Here is a 17,884-nt window from a genome sequence, read left to right on the forward strand (position 1 = left end):
TAAACTGCTTCTACGTGATTAATCAAGCATCTTATTTTTTACTGTGGCCACATGAGTGTGATGCAATGCCTGCGCCCAAACAAGTGGAGGAGTCGATGCAATTGATTGAAATGTTACAACAGAAAGCACCACATCTTGTCAACAAGCAGAAACGCTTTGTGCCTAAACAAAGTATCACTTGGACACAACGTTTGTTACTGCCATCAACTTACCCTTTTAAAAATGGGCAGCAAGCCCAAACCAAAGGAGGCGTTGTGTGGACAGATTACAAAGTTTCGTTTTGGCCATTGATGCTATTTATTTTAAAAATTGATGGAGGTTTAGCATGGGAGCAAGTGCAGCAACAGTTTTTTTACGAAGAAACTGAGCTGCCCAATTGGCAAGCCATATCTCAACATTTGCAGTCGTGTGAAAATGTATCAGCCATTGACATGGATGAGTTAGATCGTTGGTACGATGAGGTAAGTATCACGCACATTTCGCCTCTTGCTTTTCATCAGTTGTATGAGTGGTTTGGCATGGATTTAAAAGAAATATCTTATTCAGCCTTCGACTTTTTTATGGAAAAACGTAATGGTGTTGATGCCTGGATAAAAGCTTTGCAAAAGCACCTATCACGCCTACAAACTTTAACTTCTACTGAAAGGGAGTATTTATTATCTCACTACCTCATTAAATTATTGAAGCAACAATAATTGTGTTTGAACTTTCGGGGGTAGAGCATACCTTTACAAACAAAAACAAGCAATGGATATATCATTCAAACAAATGCAGGAATCGGCTGCCTTTATTCAGTCGGCAGGTATTGACAAGCCTCAGGTGGGTATTATTTTAGGTACTGGATTAGGTGGCTTAATTAAAGATATCACAATTCAAAAAGAGATTGATTATGCCGATATACCGCATTTTCCTGTTTCTACAGTAGAATCGCACAAGGGAAAGCTCATTTATGGCGAGCTGGCTGGTAAAAGTGTGCTGGCCATGTCGGGGCGTTTTCATTATTACGAGGGTTACAGCATGCAACAAATTACGCTCCCAGTTAGGGTAATGAAACTGTTGGGTGTTCAAAATCTATTAATATCCAATGCAGCAGGTGCGGTTAACCTTAGGTATAAGAAAGGGACGCTAATGTTGTTGGATGACCACATTAATTTACTGCCAGAAAATCCTTTAACTGGTAAAAATATTGATGAATTGGGGCCTCGTTTTCCCGATATGAGTCAGCCATTTAATAAGCAATTGAATGAACTAATGCTAGCGGCAGCCAAAGAGGAAGCAGTAGTATTGCATCAAGGTGTGTATGCATCGGTGCCTGGTCCAAATTTGGAAACACGTGCAGAATACCGATACATTAAATCCATTGGTTCTGATGCAGTGGGTATGTCAACGGTGCCCGAGGTTATTGTGGCTAATCACATGGGCTTGCCTTGTATTGCCGTATCGGTATTAACCGATGAGTGCGATCCAGATAATCTACATCCTGTAAGTTTGCAAGAGATTTTAGATGTGGCAGCATCGGCCGAAAAAGGCTTGATTAAGCTGTTTAAACGCCTAGTGGCGCAGTTATAGTCAATAATAAATTATTCTCCTGCCCTCGGCGAGAAGCTTTCCATGCATTTGGAAACCGTCCTGCCGTGAGCGAGAACGTTTCCAAACGTTTGAAAGTCGTCCTGCCGAGCGCAGGAACATTTCCAAATGTTTGGAAACGATGCTGCCGAAGGCAGGGCTATTTCCAAATGTTTGGAAGTCATGCTGCCCATTGCGGCAAAAAAAAGGACTGCAACATAACGTTGTAGTCACGTTAAGCATGCAGTCCTTTCAATATTTTAGCGTTTCGTTTACTTATTCTGAATAGCCATAATGCGGCTAATGTACTTACCAAGAATATCGAATTCGATGTTGATGGTTGAGCCAGCTTCAATCTGGTGGAAGTTAGTAAAGTCGTGCGTGTAAGGGATGATAGCTACTGAGAATTGGTCATCCTTGCTATTAACAACTGTTAAGCTAACACCATTAACCGTAACCGATCCTTTTTCAACAGTCATGTATCCTTCGGCTGCTTTTTCTTTATCAATCACATATTGGAATGTGTAATACCAGCTTCCGTCAGCTTCTTTTACTTCCAGGCATTTTGCTGTTTGGTCTACGTGGCCCTGCACAATGTGTCCGTCCAAACGACCATTCATAATCATGCTACGCTCAAGGTTTACCTTGTCACCAATCTTAAGCAAACCTAGGTTCGACTTCTCAAGTGTTTCTTTAATGGCTGTTACCGTGTAGGCTTTGCCCTCCTTTTTAACCACGGTTAAACACACTCCATTGTGCGCTATACTTTGGTCAATTTTTAACTCATCAGTAAATGAACACTCCATGGTTACATGAAGATTTCCCTTATCTTGCTCTAAGCCCACCACTACGGCAGCTTCTTCTACAATACCTGAAAACATTTTAAAGCTCTTTATGTTAGAAACTATCTGATTATCTGAACCGCTAAAATACAGATATTATTCGTATTTTTCGGAGCTTGATAAGCAAATCCGTAATGACAATCATCAACCAATTACTTTAGTAGCATGACGACTGTAAAAACAAAATACATAGGAGGTCTTAGAACCGAGAATATTCATGTTCAATCAGGCACCAAAATTATTACCGATGCCCCATGTGATAACCGCGGTAAAGGCGAGTCTTTTTCGCCGACAGACATGTTAGCTACGGCTTTGGGTAATTGTATTATGACCATTATGGGGATTAAAGCCATGGACAATAATATTGATATTGAAGGCACTGAATTGGATATTACTAAAATTATGGCTGAGAATCCACGTCGCGTATCTGAAGTGATTATGGAATTTAACTTTCCCAATAAAGCATATTCGATGGAGGAAAAAGCGCTGATTGAAAGTGTAGCAGGTACGAGTCCTGTGCCTTTAAGTGTGCATCCTGATTTGAAACAAACCATCCGTTTTAACTGGTAATTGCTAAGTATGATATTGGTTACTGGAGCAACTGGGCTTGTTGGATCACACTTGTTAATTGAACTAATTAAAAACGGCTCATTCGTTCGTGCTCTTTATCGTTCGCAGAAAACGAGAAAAGGTGTTGAAGAGCTTTTTTCTTATTACAAAGTAGAGGGTTTCGAAAAAATTGAATGGCTCAAAGGCGATTTAATGGATTACTTTCTGTTAATGGATGCTCTTAAGGATGTATCAGTCATCTATCATTGTGCGGCCATGGTTTCATTTAAGCCAAGCGACCGTAAAGCCATGTTTAATGTGAATGTGGAAGGAACGGCTAACCTGGTAAATGCTGCCATTGAAAGTAAAACGGAATGTTTTTGCCATGTTAGCTCCATCGCTACCTTGGGTAAATCGCTTAATGGCGAGTTAATTGATGAGTCATCATTTTGGCAGAACGATGATAACCACTCGGTGTATTCGCAAAGCAAGTTCCAATCCGAAATGGAGGTGTGGCGAGGGACTAAAGAGGGTTTAAAGGCTGTGGTGCTGAATCCGTCGGTTATTATTGGTCCTTGTGCCGATGATAAAAGTTCAGGTCAATTGATTCATAGCTTGAGTAAAAACATGACCTTTTATACTGGTGGCGGTACTGGTTTTGTTGATGTACGCAACGTGGTGGATGCCATGATTGCTGTTGCGCAGTCTGGCAAAGTGAATGAGCGTTTTATTGTTAACGGCGAGAATCTGAGTTATCAGACCTTGATGCAAACGGCTGCTAAAGTTTTCGATGTGAAAGCACCAACAGTAAAAGCCAACCGTATATTAACTGGCATTGCCTGGCGATTAGAGCGATTGAAATATATGCTTTGGGGGCAAGCGCCTAAAATGACCAAAGAAACAGCCCGCACATCGCAAAATCAATCGAAATACTCAGCTGACAAATTACATGGCGAGATGAAGATTAATATGTTCTCCATTGAAGAGGCATTGGAGAATGTGAAGAGTTATAAGGGAAGGTAATTGATGAACTAAGGGAATGTAATGAGGAGTATGCTAAGGGTGATTACTAAAGATGATATCATTGATATCTTTCTAAAAGGAAGACAGAGAGGAATTAAATTTATACTCTCAAAGTTTACATTTTCGGGATTAGCTCGAACGCAAAGTGCTTTTAATGAAACTGCAAAGCAGAGTTCTAATTGGTGGGATATACCTTCTGTGCGATTGAGGTGGAATGAAAAGATCACCGGATCTGAAAACACCAGCTATGAGCAGTACTTAATTCAAACGGTATTGAGTGGTAGAAGTGAGCTTACGTTGCTCTCTCTTGGAAGTGGTACATGTGAACATGAAATAGAGTTGGCGAAGTATAAAAAGTTTAAAAGAATAACATGTGTTGATTTGTCGGCATCGAGCATTGCAGAAGCAAAAGCTGCAGCTCAAAAGAAACAGATACAGGATATCGATTTTATTTGCTCTGATATAAAGGAACTTAATTTGAATAGCAAAAGTTTTGATATTGTGTTATTTAATGCCTCACTTCATCATTTTAAAGATGTTGATTCTTTATTATCAAATGAAGTGATAAATTACCTCAAAGATTCAGGCCTATTGGTGATAAATGAATTTGTTGGTCCCAATAGACTTCAATTTCCTAAAGAACAGATTATTCGAGTTAATGAAGCAATCAAATTAATTCCTAAAAAATACCGGAGAAGGTATAAATCTTCATTATATAAACGGAGTTTTAGTGGCTCTGGTTATCTGCGAATGATTATTGCTGATCCCTCGGAGTGTATAGATTCCATTAGTATAATGAGTGCTGTGCATAAGTATTTTGAGCCAATTATAGAGAAGCCATACGGCGGTAATATACTTATGAATGCTCTTAAGGATATCGCTCATAATTTTTATGACTTGGATAAGGAAAAAAAGGAAGTTTTAAAAGAGTTATTTTTATTTGAGGATAATTATTTATTAAATAACCATTCGGACTTTGTTTTTGGAGTTTATCAAAAAAAGAACATAAAAAAACCAATAAATTAACGAACGTATTTCACGATGTACTTTCGTTAATCTATTGGTATTGTCATTCAAATAAGGTTTTATCCTAGTGTTTTATAGTGTAATGATAAACTGAGTGTAGTATAAATCTAAGCTAAACTGACCAACTCCTTAATTACACGGGTCATATTAGGTTCGGCAGCAGCAGCTACTTCCTGAACTTCTTCGTGTGACACCTCCACTATTTGTCCTGGAACACCCGAATCGGTAATGATGGAAATGCCAAAGCATTGCATATTCATGTGACGAGCTACGATAACTTCAGGCACGGTTGACATGCCAACAGCATCGGCTCCCAGAATTCGGAACATCTTGTATTCAGCAGGTGTTTCAAATGTTGGGCCTGTTGTACCAACGTAAACTCCTTGCTTTAGGTCGATGTTATTTTTTTTACCAATTTCCATTGCTTTTGCAATAAGCTGTTTGCTATATGGTTCGCTCATATCGGGGAAGCGTGGCCCAAGCTTATTGTTATTCTTACCAATTAAAGGATTATCGCCAAACATATTAATGTGGTCGTTAATCACCATAATGTCTCCAACAACATAGTCAGGGTTTAAACCGCCACTGGCATTGGATACAAAAAGCGTATTAATTCCCATTTGTTTCATCACCCTAACAGGGAACGTCACTTCTTTCATGTCGTAACCTTCGTAGTAATGGAAGCGGCCTTGCATTGCTAAAATTGGCACTTCGTTAATGGTGCCGAATATGAGTCTTCCGCTATGTCCCTCTACTGTTGATACAGGAAAATTGGGGATCTCTTCGTATGAAATTGATTTCTCAATCTTAATTTCGTTTACTAAACCGCCTAAGCCAGTTCCTAATATTATGCCGATGACGGGTTTTATCGAACTTTGTGAAGTAAGATAATCAGCTGTGGTTTGAATTGTCTCTAACATAGTTGCGTATTGTATTGTCAAATTGTTCTTCTTCGTTAAATAATACCTTGAGTTGAATAGGTATGTACCAGCATTTCTCAAGTACATCTTGTGGTAGTTTACTCAAGCGTACAGCATCCTTTTCCGTTGTAACTAATGCTTTAATTTCGTCACTTAGCACTTTTTCCGAAATGTTGGAGAGCTCATCATCCGAAAAGTGATGATGATCAGCATAGCTAAGTTTTTCTTTTACTTTAAAGTTCTTGTCCAGATGATTAAAAAATCCCTGTGGTTGAGCAATGCCTGCCAAAGCTAATATTGGTAATCCTCCAGGAAAACTAATTTTATTGTCGTTTAAAAAAGGAGTGGGTAAACCGTAATTAATGCTTGTGAAATATACTTGTTGATGAGCTTTTGCTTTTATCTTTTTTAGCCAATAGGCCCGCTCATCTTCCGATAATGAAAGTGGACATTTATTGACCACAATAATGTGAGCGCGTTTTTTACCTGCTCGGGTTTCGCGCAGGTCGCCAGCGGGGAAAGGGCAATCTTTCCATAGCGGACGGTTGTAGTCGATCACTAACAACGATAAGCCTGGTTTAACATGGCGGTGTTGGTAGGCATCATCCATTAACACCAGATTGGTATTTGTGTTTTTTAAGATCATTTCCATGCCTTCCACTCGCTTCTCAGCAACACAAACATTTATCTCTGGAAACTTACTCATGATTTGGAAAGGCTCGTCTCCAATAGTACTGGCCGTACTACTATTATTAGCTATAAGGGCTCCTTTAGTCTGCCTTTTGTACCCTCGGCTTAACAAACATATTTTATAATTCTCTTTAAATAAGCGGATGATGTATTCACTTAAAGGTGTTTTTCCTGTTCCTCCAACTGTTATGTTGCCAACTGATATGATAGGAGTGGCGTAGCTGTGCGAACGCAAAAAGCCTAGGTCGAAAAGTAAATTTCGTAGACTAGTAATGGCGCTGTATAGCCATGTAAAAGGAAATAACAGTTTGCGTATTTTCATTATTAGCAATTGAGTGAACACAAAAACAGGCTGCCAAGGAGGCAACCTGCCATTTGAGTATGTCGCTTATTATTTTATTTCAAGGTTGTAAGGAATACGCGCCTGAATTTGATAACCATTCTTAAGGTTTTCCAGCGTTTGGATGTATTTATATTCTTCGCCCATTAACGATTTGCCAACAAACATACGTGCTTCGCCTGTCAGTTCTTTCATAAACTGCTCAACCGGGTCTTCAGCTTTTGGTAATTCAACAATGCGGTATTCTTCCATTTCGGCGGCTTCTTTCGCTAATTCAATAGCTCTGTTTAGGCCACCTATTTCATCAACTAAATCAATGTCAATGGCATTAACGCCACTCCAAACCCGACCTTGTCCAATCTCATCAATTGCCTCTTTGCTTGTCGATCGTCCGTCGGCACAACGGCCAATAAAGGTATCGTAACCTTTAACAATGTAGGCCTGTAAAAGGGCCTTTTCTTCTTTGCGGAAAGGACGTGTGATACTTGGCATATCGGCAAATTCATTGGTTTTAACACCGTCAAAGCTTACACCAAGCTTTTTTGTTAAGCCTTCGGCATTTGGTATCATACCAAAAATACCAATGGAGCCTGTTAATGTTGTTGGGTTAGCCACAATTTTATCGGCTGCACAAGCAATGTAGTAACCGCCCGATGCTGCATAATTACCCATTGAAACGATGACTGGTTTTACTTGTTGTGCCAGTTCTACTTCGCGCCATATAATTTCAGATCCAAGCGCTGATCCTCCTGGCGAGTTGACACGAAATACAATGGCTTTAATTGAGCTGTCGCGACGAGCTTTACGTATGGTTTTTGATAGTTTGCCTGATTTAATACCATCTGCAGAGGTGCCATCGATATCGCCTTCGGCATATATTACGGCTATCTTTTCTCTGATAAAACCTTTTCCGTTTGAGACATATACTTTTGCATATTTGTTGCTTTTAATAGCCTCTAAATCGTCATTTTCATCAACATCAACCAACTGTTTTAACTCCGAAATTACTTCATCCTTATACTTTAAACCGTCGATTAAACCAGCTTCAATTAATGATTCATCAGTGTTAAACATAGGCATATCATCGGCCAGGTCAGATACCTGCTCAGGAGTTAAACCGCGTGCTTCGGCAATGCCTGCTTTTACATGATCCCACATTGAGTTGAGGTAAACCTCAGTTTGCAGGCGTGATGGCTGACTCATTTCTTCCAATAAAAATGGTTCAACAGCTGACTTAAATTTACCATGCTTGAATACCTGCACTTCAACGCCAATCTTCTCAAGTGCTTTTTTGAAGAAAGTACGTTCGGCATACATTCCTTTTAGCTCCAACATACCCGATGGGTTTAAATACACCTTATCGGCCACAGAAGCCAAGTAATAAGCCTTTTGCGTGTAAATAGGGGCAAAGCTGTAAATAAATTTGCCAGAAGTTTTAAAATCAATCAGGGCATTTCGTATTTCTTCAATGGTTGCGTAGCCTGCCATAAGCATGCCCGATTCCAATACGATACCAGATATGTTTTCGTCGCGTTTTGCCTTTTCAATGTTTTTAAGCAGGCGGTTTAAGCCTTCAGGCGTTGGTTCACCTGTTATCGAAGCAAATGCATCAGCAAAAGGATCTTCGGTAACGCGATCAACAATTGGCCCGTTAAGATCTAGTAGTAAAATGGTATTTTCACTTATTTTTGTTTCTTTATCGCCCATTGCGGCCATGGCCGAAAACATGCTGATAAGAATAATGATCAGCATAAAAGCCGCAATAATACCTCCAGCAAAGGTGGCGAGTAGGTATTTGAAAAATTTTGCCATAACAATAGACTTGAGTTTAGTGGTGTTGAGTTGTTCAACAGCAGTAAAACAAAAGTATTAAAAAAATACTTACAAAATTGTTTTTTATTTGAATGTAAAATTCACCAACCAATTGGTCGGTTTTTGTTCGTAAATAGTTAAAGTATAATATGAAACAACCATGTCAATTTGAGCATCCAAATCGGCACACAGGTGGATGATAAAAATTACTTGAGAGTTCCATGTGGCAATAAAATAACTAAATATAAACACATGAATAGGCAAATATTATTGTTAGGAGGGAATCAAGGTAATGTGCTTGAGTCTTTAAAAGATGCAATTGATCTGTTGAGTGAAAGTTTGGGTAAGCCTATGCTTCAATCGGCTTATTACGAAAGTGAACCTTGGGGCTTTGAGGCATCACAAAATTTTATAAATCAGGTGGTGGAGTTTAGGTCTGGCCTATCTCCTTTGGTACTACTTGATTTTACACAGTCGATTGAAAAGACATTGGGTAGAAAAGCAAAGACCGGAACTCATTACGAATCCCGGCCTATTGATATTGATATTTTGTTTATCGATGATGTACAAATTAGTACTCCTCGCTTAACAGTTCCTCATTCTAAATTACATGAGCGGCGTTTTACCCTCTTGCCCCTTATGGATCATTGGTCGGAATTATTGCACCCTACACTTAATCAAACAATTCGGCAATTAAATGAGCTTTGCGCCGATGCTGGATGTGTGAAACGATTCGATCGTTAGATTTTGCTACCGTATGCTAAATCGCCTGCATCGCCAATACCTGGTACAATGTACGATTTGGCATTTAACTCCGCATCAACAGCCCCAAGCCATAGGGTTACAGGTTCGTCCTTAAACATGTTTTGTACATACTGCACACCCGCTTCGCTGGCAATTAACGATGCTATATGTACATGCTTTGGTTTGCCCTTGTGCAAAAGTGCTTTGTAGGCCAATTCAATTGAAGTACCTGTTGCCAACATTGGATCGCTTAGAATCACAATTTTATCGTCTAATGATGGAGATGAGATGTATTCGATGTGAATATCGAAATCACCTTTTTCGTTGTATTTGCGATAGGCTGATACAAAGGCATTCTCGGCACGGTCGAAATAATTTAACAGACCTTGGTGCATTGGTAAGCCTGCACGTAAAATTGAAGCAATAACAGGCTCTTCATTCATTACATTCTCTTGGGCAACGCCTAATGGCGTTGTGAAATCCTTTACCTCATGCGGTAATACTTTGCTAATTTCGTAAGCCATTATTTCGCCCATACGCTCTATGTTTCTTCTAAAACGCATTGGGTCAGTCTGAACCGAGGTGTCACGAATTTCTGCTACAAAGCGGTTGAAAATGCTTTGCTGTTGGTTGAATATCGTTGTTTGCATTGGAAATTTTGTTTGCAAAGTAAATAAAAAAAGAGGAGAGTAATACTGTTATTCAACAGTATTAGGGTCAAAAGCATTGAGTGTTGAGACTATAAAATCAATCTCAACGGTGGATAAACACTGGTGCAAAGGAATGCTGAGCGCGGTCTGATGGATTTGTTCTGTTATGGGTAAATGCAAGTGGTTAAATTCCGCATAAGCCTCTTGTTGATGTGGAGGAGTAGGGTAATGTATCATCGTGCCAATACCTTTACTATCCAAATAGTTAATTAGTTTGTGGCGATGAGGTGTTTTGATAACATATAGGTGCCAAGCATGTTGCTTTTCGTCCAATGGGATGATAGGACATTCAATGTATCGTGAATTGATTTTATCGGAATAATACTTGGCAATTTGTTGTCGTTTAAGAGTTAGGCGCTCTAAATCATTAAGTTTAATGTTTAAAATAGCGGCTTGTAACTCATCCATACGGGAATTGAGCCCTTTGAATTTGTTGACGTACTTTTTTTCTGAACCGTAGTTCGCAATTGCTCTGATGGTATCTGCCAGTTGTTTGTCATTGGTGCTAACAGCTCCGGCATCACCCAAAGCGCCAATGTTCTTTCCCGGATAAAAACTAAATGCTGCTGCATGGCCTAAACTTCCAGTTGGTGCGCCTTTATAGCTGGCGCCAATGGCTTGTGCATTATCTTCAATAACAAACAGTTTATTTTTTTTAGCAATGAAATTAATTTCGTCCATGTTGCATGCTAAGCCGTATAGGTGTACAAGCAAGATGGCTTTTGTTCTGTGGGTTATATTCCCTTCAATCGCTTGCGGATTGATATTAAAAGTGTCTATTTCGGGTTCTATAAATATTGGTTTGAGCCTATTTTCAGTAATAGATAAGACTGATGCGATATAGGTGTTGGCCGGTACAAGAACTTCATCGCCGGGCTGAAGTTTGTTTAATTCGGTATACGCTCTAAAGATTAAACGCAATGCATCAAGTCCATTGCCTGTTCCAATTATATGTGTGCACCCAGTTAGTGTTGATAATTTATGTTCAAATGCTTTGTTTTCTTGGCCTTGTAAGTACCACCCAGAATCGATAACCCTTTGGAGAGCTTTCTCAATATCAGGTTGATAAATTTGATTTATTTGCCGAAGACTTAGAAATGGGATATGCATGAACAATATTTATTGAATATTTGAGTTTAAATTAGCAAAATGATTTAGAAAACAAGCATGAGTGAACTCAAAGACCTGTATCAACTTATTACATTGCCAAAAATAACAGATTCAAGAGGTAATTTAAGTTTTATTGAAGAAAATGAACACGTTCCATTTGACATTAAACGTGTTTATTATACTTATGATATTCCGAGTGGTGCAGAAAGGGGCGGGCATGCGCACTATGAGCAGCATGAACTGTTAATTGCTTTGAATGGAAGTTTGGATGTAATTTTAGACTATAGAGGGGAGAAACAAATAATTTCATTAAATAAACCGTTTAATGGACTTCATATTAAACCAGGTATTTGGCATGAGTTGACAAACTTTAGCTGTGATTGCGTTCTATTGGCTCTTTCTTCATGTAAATACGATTCGGCGGATTACATCTCTGATTATTCACAATTTATCGACCGCTAATGTTTAAAGATGTTTTCGTTCCTAAGTAGCTTTTTGTTTTTTAGCCATAACAATGCATGCATTACTCGTATAGCTAAAGGCTTGTGATTTATTTTCTTATATGTTCGCTTAAATTCTGGTAGGTTATTACTCTTATAATAGTGGTGTGCAAGGCTTAGGTTGTTGTTATGATCAAGAGCATATTGAGTTTTGTCGTCAATTTTTTTTATGGTTGAGAAGTAATCTCTAATTTGCCGTGTTTCTTGTATAAATTGTAGACGTTTTGAACCATTGGTGAAATGTGATACAGATTGTTTATGGACTCTGTATACAGTCGTAGAATGATTAATATGCTTTACGCTATGATTTAATGCACATTGCAAATGAATTGGACCGTCTTCCATTTTAAAAAAGGCATTATCAAATTTATCCATTAGTTGACTTTTATCAATAATGGATTTCCTATAACAGACTGTTGAAGAGCATATAGAGCTATTAGAGTAAATGCCGTTAAAAGTTGAGTTTTCGACTAAACTCGTTTTTGACAGAACTTTAGTAACATATCTTTTTCCCAAAAATTTTGGGTACATATAATTGATGTCATATTGGGTATGAACAAGCCCAATATTTTCATCAGATTCTAAAATATTTACTTGTTTCTCTAGCTTATATGAATCAATCCAATAATCATCACCATCTAGAGAGGCAATGTATTTCCCATTCGCAATACTATGGCAATAAGAATAGTTTTTCATTAGTCCTAGGTTGGAATCGTGCCTGAAGTGCTTAATGTTAGCATTGGATTTAACGAAACTTTTAATTATTTCCGAGGTACCATCTGTTGAACTATCATCGCCAACAATTATCTCAAAGTCGAAACTTGTTTTTTGCTCCAGAACAGAATTTATTGCGGAAGCAATAAAATCTTTTTGATTGTAACATATAATTAGCACTGAAAGTATCATAGTCTTTTTAGTTTCCTTATATCACGTTCCATTATGGAAATTATTGCTTTTGTTATATCAAAATTCAAATAATTTAAGGGAGCTATCGTTAATGTAGATAACGCTATGTTATTAACAATGATAAACATTTTTAAAAAAAGTGCTTTTTTATCTATTTCCCTTAAAAATTCTTCACAAGTACTTGTAAGGGTTTTTATAGGAATTATAAATATTAAGCTTATAGCCTTACTTCTTGGTCCTACTGGATTGGCGTTAGTTAGTCAATTACAGAACTTTTTGCAGCTTTCAGTAAATTTAGCAGGGGCTGGTATTAATAGCGGAGTTGTTAAGCATGTTTCTAAACTTGATAAAAGCTCTAACCATAAGCAGGCAATTATAAATACAAGCTTCACAATTGTGATAGTTGTATCGGTTGTTGTTAGTGGTATCATCGCTTTTTTTAACGATTTTGTTTCAATTTACCTTTTTGATTCTAGAGACTATTCAAAAGTCATTTTTTTTGCTGCTATATACATTATTTCTACATCATTATTCAATTTAGTTTTATCGATTATTAATGGCCTTCAAAAGTTAAGGATTTTTGTTGTTCTAAATATCATTTATTTTACTAGTGGCTTTCTTATATTTATTATTTCAATTTACTTTTTAGGTTTAAATGGGGCACTTTGGGCAGTATTGTTTCAATCGATTATCGCATTTTCGTTAGGTATATTAAAGTTACGACAACTTGGGTTTAAGGTGAAGTTGTTTTTTTATAGACAGATTGCGGTTAAATTAAGTAAGTTTTCTTTAATGGCTTTAATATCTGGTCTTATAACACCATTCGTTGTAATCATAATCAGAAAATTAATAATACAAGAATTGTCTGTTCATGAGGCAGGTATTTGGGATGGAGTGCTTAAAATAAGTACAAGTTATATAGGGATTGCAACATTGCCTTTTAGCTATTATTTTTTACCAACATTTTCCAGATTAACAGACGCGCAAGAGATTAGAGATGAGGTTAAACGGACCATTCTAATCTTGGTACCCCTGTTGTTAATCGTTGGGTTTGGTATATATGCTAGTCGAATTTTAATTATACAATTAATGCTTTCGCGAGAATTTAGTGAAGCTTCATTAATAATTAACTGGCAAATAATGGGTGATGGCTTTAAAGTTCTTTGTTGGCTCTTAGGTTTGCTACTAATTGCTAAAGAAAAAGTGCTTGCATTTATTGCAACCGAATTATTGTCTGGAATCATATTCATTAGTACAGCTTATCTATTAATTCCAAGGTTAGGAATTGAAGGAAGTACGATTGCATATTTTTTAGAAAATACACTTAGCTTTTCTGTGCTTTGCGGAGTTTTTGCATATTATTGGAGTAAGAAATAGTTTTATAATAGAATCATTATCATGACAATCCCAATCGTAATAAGTTTTAATGATAATTTTACAATCCCAGCAGGAGTTTGTCTTACCTCACTTTGTATAAATGCGAATCCTGAGACGATATATGATGTATTTGTTTTACATTCAAGCTCGAGACTAAGCAATGAAAATAAAGAATTAATAAAAAAGCTGGAAGAGCAATACGAAAATATTTCAATTAAATTTATTGATGTTAAAAATGAATTTAAAGAATCATATGAGGTAAGAAATGTGACGATAGAATCTTATTATCGTTTATTGATTCCCAATATTTTTAAGGATAAAAAAAAAGTTATTTATCTTGATATTGACACAATTGTAAAAATAGACTTAAGTAAACTATATAATACTGATCTAAAAGAAAATTGTTTAGCAGGTGTTCCTGAGTTTGTTGAGAAAGCGGAGGTTTTTCAACAAAAGCATATCATTTCTCTTTCTTTATCGCCGAAAGACTATATTAATGCAGGTATATTAGTCTTTAACCTAAAAAAGATAAGAGCAGAAATAAACATCTTTAATAAAAAAGTTAGCGATTTATCGAAGCTCAAACTAATGTATCAAGATCAGGACATATTAAATATCATTTTTAAAGACGACATTCAACATCTTGAACACAAGTACAACTACTCCTATCAAAAACTAATAGATGGATTAGTATGCGATGCCCCCGCTATTATTCATTATACGATGGATAAACCCTGGAATACACCAAGACCATTTGGAGATGTTTGGTGGCACTATTATAAGAAATCTAATTTCTATAAAAGAGAATACTACCTTAACTACCAAGCAGAAGCCTTTAAAGATATTGGCTCACACTTAAAACTTGGTCAATTATTAAAAAAACTTGGACTATATCACATCATCACTTTAAAAAACTATTTCATTTTTCTATTTAAAAGCCATAAACTAAAGTAATTTAAGTGCTCATCCATTTTCATTTGTCATACTTGTATCTAACAAATTACAAGATGAACAAACTTACCCTAGTCACCATTTTAATTCTTTTTACCTTAAATAGTTTTTGTCAAGAAAAAGGCAACTTTTTCATCTCCACTGAGCCTTCTTCGGCAAACATCGAGCTTAGTGAATTTCCTGATGTCCGTAAAAAGTCGCCCGCAACATTTAATGATTATAAGGCAATTCGCTACCTACTTAAAATTTCAAAACGCAACTACCAAACAATCGATACAATTGTTGAATGCCTCTCAAATAAGACCGTGAATTATCACTTTCAGATGACTCCGAAAACAGGTAGTGCTAATATTTACTCATCACCAACTGGTGCCGAAGTATACATCAATCAGCAAAAAGTGGGTTATACACCCATGGTTGATTTTCCTATTTCATGCGGAAGCAATGTGATAACCTTGGTTAGTTCAGAATATGGAACATGGCAGCAAACGTATGTTGTTGATGAAGAAAAGCCCGTGATAGTGACCAAGGATTTTACCCGTGCTGATGATTTAAATAATATGGCCTATAGTATTCCACAGATTTCAAGTTATGAAAGCGAAACTGCTCAATTGAGCGATGAGTCTGATGAAACACCTGGTGGAGGTTTTGGAAGTGTTGGTTTTTATACCATGATCGGTACCACTGGGTTTGAAGGTGCAACATATCGTTATGGAGCTGATTTATTTAACTATTTACGATTGTGGGGCGAATCAAATAAAAAATCGGATGTTAGTGGTATTGGTTTTGAAGGCATCCTTCCAATGGATTTAGGTGGAGCTGCACTGTTTTTGAAAGGAGGCGTTGTAAGTCGCTCATTTGTACCGGAAGATTCATTTAGTAAGACTTCAATTAATTTCGTGACTTTAGGGGCTGGTGTTAGTATAAAGCCTAGTAAGCATTTTCAAATATTTGGGGAGTTTGAATTTGGTTTTGTTGACGATGAAGAGAATGAAGAGACGATTGAATTATGGGAGCAGAAGTACAATAGTTTTAGTGCTGGTAGTGCGTGGGTTGGTATTCGTGTAGCATTTTGATTAGAATGTTTACTTTTACCAAAAAAACAGTATATGACCCAAGGGAGCTTGTCGAACTTACCACCAATTTTGAAATTAACACTGGTGTTTACCGCCATGTTATTATTAGGCTCTTTATCGGCCCTAATAATGCATGTAGTTGCAAATCCTTTGTTTAATGTAGACATGCAATCCTTAGCTTCGATGCAAAGCAATGCGTCATTCATGCAAACATTTCAAATTCTACAAAGCATTTGTTTGTTTGTTCTTCCATCTCTAATTGCCTTTTATTACTTATATAATTCATTTCAAAATGGGATAAGTGGTAGTAATATTTTGTCTTTTAGAGCTCTTGTGGCATGTGTTGGATTAATAATATTAAGCCAGGCTTTTATAAGCTACACAGGCTGGTTAAATCATCAATTAGAATTGCCAGAATCGATGCAGGGAATTTGTCAATGGATGACGGCCAAAGAAGCTGAAGCAGGAGAATTAACAAGGAATTTAATTCGTTTTGATAACTGGTTTCAGGTATCGATTACAATACTAATGATGAGTGTATTGCCTGCTATTGGAGAGGAATGGATTTTTAGAGGTATACTGCAGCGGGAATTGATAGGTTTTTTTAAGAATAAGCACCTTGCAATTGTTATTACGGCAATAATTTTTAGTGCCATACATATGCAATTTCTGACGTTTTTACCGCGATTTGCCCTAGGAATAATATTAGGCTATATTTTTGTATTGTCAGGGAATTTGTGGCTCTCTGTTATTGCACATTTTACCAATAACTTTATGGCACTCATGCTCTATATGCTTATGGCTAAAGAAAGTAGCGAATCGCCTTTTGATATCCCAATTGAGAACCCTTTGGGAGCTGGGGTGATTTTTAGTTTTATAGCAATAATAGGATGCCTGTATGTGATTAGGCTGAGTTATTTAAAAGAGCCAGAAGTATAACTATTGAACCTCTTTCTCATGTTTACGGAGTAGATAAACAACACCATAGTTGGAACATTTATCCCTTTTCTCATCAGCCTCATAATTGTCGAAATGACCTTCAATATCATTCCAAATGTTTAGTACAATTCTATCAGCTGCATTTCTTAGTTCAGTAACTTTATCATGCATTTTTTGAGTTGTCACTAACAAATTTTTATGGTTATTAAAGTACTCAACAAATTTCTCATACTTAATTTTAACCATTGCAATTGACGGGTTATAAATGCGTGAACCACCCATCATGCCTCTTTTTTCTTCTCCTTCAACAACTTGTTTTCCTATTTGTAATAATTGCTGCTCAGTGCCCATTTCAGGAACTGCTTTGTCATCAATGTCGAAACCAAATAATTTTCGAACCTCTGGTTTTATTTCGCCGCGAATAATGCAAAAATTCAGTACCTGAATAAAATGAGAAACATATAAACGTGTTATTTTAAATTGATCGCCTAACAGTTTTCCGTATTTAGCTTGTCTTTCCTTGCTGAAATTATATTGATTAATGGCCTGTTCGTACTGAGGAAGAAATGACTGAAGTTCCAAAAAAAGCTTTTGGCTGTATGCTAAGTCAAAGGGACTGAGTTGCATACCTTTTTGCAGAGCAGCTTTTAAAGCCCTCAAGCGAGCCTGATCAGTATTTGGAAGTCGACGATATGGCATTATGTTTTGGATTAAAAGAGACCTGTTCGCATCTAAAATAGAAAAAATAACTTCCATTAACAAATTGATACAAGTCTGTTGTTTTTCATTTTCTGAATATCATT

19 protein-coding genes are annotated in these 17,884 nt (G+C 37.0%); 11 read left to right on the forward strand and 8 right to left on the reverse strand.

All coding sequences use genetic code 11. The features are described from left to right. Positions 1–14: 14 nt before the first annotated feature. A complete protein-coding gene (locus FNN09_RS01375) occupies positions 15–695 on the forward strand; it encodes a hypothetical protein (protein ID WP_143299674.1) in 681 nt (226 codons plus the stop codon). Between the two features lie 52 nt (positions 696–747). Next, complete coding sequence (locus FNN09_RS01380) at positions 748–1,569, forward strand: purine-nucleoside phosphorylase (RefSeq protein WP_143299675.1); 822 nt, start codon at positions 748–750, stop codon at positions 1,567–1,569. 269 nt (positions 1,570–1,838) lie between these two features. Here FNN09_RS01380 and FNN09_RS01385 read toward each other — a convergent pair whose 3' ends face one another. Then, positions 1,839–2,447, reverse strand: a complete 609-nt coding sequence (locus FNN09_RS01385; protein WP_143299676.1) for a riboflavin synthase — start codon at positions 2,445–2,447, stop codon at positions 1,839–1,841. 126 nt (positions 2,448–2,573) lie between these two features. Between FNN09_RS01385 and FNN09_RS01390 the strand changes: the two genes are divergently transcribed. From FNN09_RS01390 to FNN09_RS01400, 3 genes are read left to right on the forward strand one after another with little or no spacing between them, the layout of a single operon-like run. Continuing rightward, positions 2,574–2,978: an OsmC family protein gene (locus FNN09_RS01390; RefSeq protein ID WP_143299677.1), complete on the forward strand. Its 405-nt coding sequence runs from the start codon at positions 2,574–2,576 to the stop codon at positions 2,976–2,978. Positions 2,979–2,987: 9 nt separating this feature from the next. Then, the gene (locus FNN09_RS01395; RefSeq protein WP_143299678.1) at positions 2,988–3,980 is read left to right on the forward strand and encodes an NAD-dependent epimerase/dehydratase family protein; all 993 of its coding nucleotides are present in this window, start codon (positions 2,988–2,990) and stop codon (positions 3,978–3,980) included. Between the two features lie 39 nt (positions 3,981–4,019). Further along, positions 4,020–5,006, forward strand: coding sequence for a class I SAM-dependent methyltransferase (locus FNN09_RS01400; RefSeq protein ID WP_185968810.1), 987 nt, complete (start codon positions 4,020–4,022; stop codon positions 5,004–5,006). 107 nt (positions 5,007–5,113) lie between these two features. Here FNN09_RS01400 and FNN09_RS01405 read toward each other — a convergent pair whose 3' ends face one another. From FNN09_RS01405 to sppA, 3 genes are all read right to left on the reverse strand, one after another. Next, a complete protein-coding gene (locus FNN09_RS01405) occupies positions 5,114–5,926 on the reverse strand; it encodes a purine-nucleoside phosphorylase (RefSeq protein ID WP_143299680.1) in 813 nt (270 codons plus the stop codon). Then, entirely contained in the window at positions 5,898–6,938 is a 1,041-nt protein-coding gene (gene lpxK, locus FNN09_RS01410) for a tetraacyldisaccharide 4'-kinase (protein ID WP_143299681.1), read from the reverse strand. Before lpxK ends, FNN09_RS01405 begins: the two co-directional genes overlap by 29 nt. 69 nt (positions 6,939–7,007) lie before the next feature. Then, positions 7,008–8,768, reverse strand: coding sequence for a signal peptide peptidase SppA (gene sppA, locus FNN09_RS01415; RefSeq protein WP_143299682.1), 1,761 nt, complete (start codon positions 8,766–8,768; stop codon positions 7,008–7,010). A 252-nt stretch (positions 8,769–9,020) separates the two neighbouring features. Between sppA and folK the strand changes: the two genes are divergently transcribed. Then, positions 9,021–9,512 (forward strand): 2-amino-4-hydroxy-6-hydroxymethyldihydropteridine diphosphokinase, encoded by a 492-nt coding sequence (gene folK / locus FNN09_RS01420; protein WP_143299683.1) that lies wholly within the window; start codon positions 9,021–9,023, stop codon positions 9,510–9,512. On the opposite strand, the gene upp is transcribed toward folK, so the two are convergent. After that, complete coding sequence (gene upp, locus FNN09_RS01425) at positions 9,509–10,162, reverse strand: uracil phosphoribosyltransferase (protein ID WP_143299684.1); 654 nt, start codon at positions 10,160–10,162, stop codon at positions 9,509–9,511. The two genes, folK and upp, sit on opposite strands and share 4 nt — an antisense overlap. Before the next feature lie 48 nt (positions 10,163–10,210). Beyond that, entirely contained in the window at positions 10,211–11,332 is a 1,122-nt protein-coding gene (locus tag FNN09_RS01430) for a DegT/DnrJ/EryC1/StrS aminotransferase family protein (protein ID WP_143299685.1), read from the reverse strand. Between the two features lie 57 nt (positions 11,333–11,389). On the opposite strand from FNN09_RS01430, the gene FNN09_RS01435 reads away from it, so the two are divergent. After that, on the forward strand, positions 11,390–11,794 hold the full coding sequence (locus FNN09_RS01435) for an FdtA/QdtA family cupin domain-containing protein (protein WP_143299686.1): 405 nt from the start codon (positions 11,390–11,392) through the stop codon (positions 11,792–11,794). On the opposite strand, the gene FNN09_RS01440 is transcribed toward FNN09_RS01435, so the two are convergent. Continuing rightward, positions 11,791–12,738, reverse strand: a complete 948-nt coding sequence (locus FNN09_RS01440; RefSeq protein ID WP_143299687.1) for a glycosyltransferase family 2 protein — start codon at positions 12,736–12,738, stop codon at positions 11,791–11,793. The two genes, FNN09_RS01435 and FNN09_RS01440, sit on opposite strands and share 4 nt — an antisense overlap. A gap of 117 nt (positions 12,739–12,855) precedes the next feature. On the opposite strand from FNN09_RS01440, the gene FNN09_RS01445 reads away from it, so the two are divergent. Genes FNN09_RS01445 through FNN09_RS01460 form a run of 4 tightly spaced genes read left to right on the forward strand, consistent with a single transcriptional unit; the run spans position 12,856 to position 17,081 of the window. Beyond that, positions 12,856–14,115 (forward strand): O-antigen translocase, encoded by a 1,260-nt coding sequence (locus tag FNN09_RS01445; RefSeq protein WP_185968811.1) that lies wholly within the window; start codon positions 12,856–12,858, stop codon positions 14,113–14,115. A 21-nt stretch (positions 14,116–14,136) separates the two neighbouring features. Then, on the forward strand, positions 14,137–15,069 hold the full coding sequence (locus FNN09_RS01450; protein ID WP_143299689.1) for a glycosyltransferase family 8 protein: 933 nt from the start codon (positions 14,137–14,139) through the stop codon (positions 15,067–15,069). 53 nt (positions 15,070–15,122) lie between these two features. Then, positions 15,123–16,142 (forward strand): PEGA domain-containing protein, encoded by a 1,020-nt coding sequence (locus tag FNN09_RS01455; RefSeq protein ID WP_143299690.1) that lies wholly within the window; start codon positions 15,123–15,125, stop codon positions 16,140–16,142. Between the two features lie 33 nt (positions 16,143–16,175). Continuing rightward, positions 16,176–17,081: a CPBP family intramembrane glutamic endopeptidase gene (locus FNN09_RS01460; protein WP_143299691.1), complete on the forward strand. Its 906-nt coding sequence runs from the start codon at positions 16,176–16,178 to the stop codon at positions 17,079–17,081. Here FNN09_RS01460 and FNN09_RS01465 read toward each other — a convergent pair whose 3' ends face one another. Continuing rightward, a complete protein-coding gene (locus tag FNN09_RS01465) occupies positions 17,082–17,780 on the reverse strand; it encodes a hypothetical protein (protein WP_143299692.1) in 699 nt (232 codons plus the stop codon). Positions 17,781–17,884 lie beyond the last annotated feature (104 nt).

The sequence above is a fragment of the Carboxylicivirga sp. M1479 genome (assembly GCF_007097485.1).
Lineage (GTDB): Bacteria > Bacteroidota > Bacteroidia > Bacteroidales > Marinilabiliaceae > Carboxylicivirga.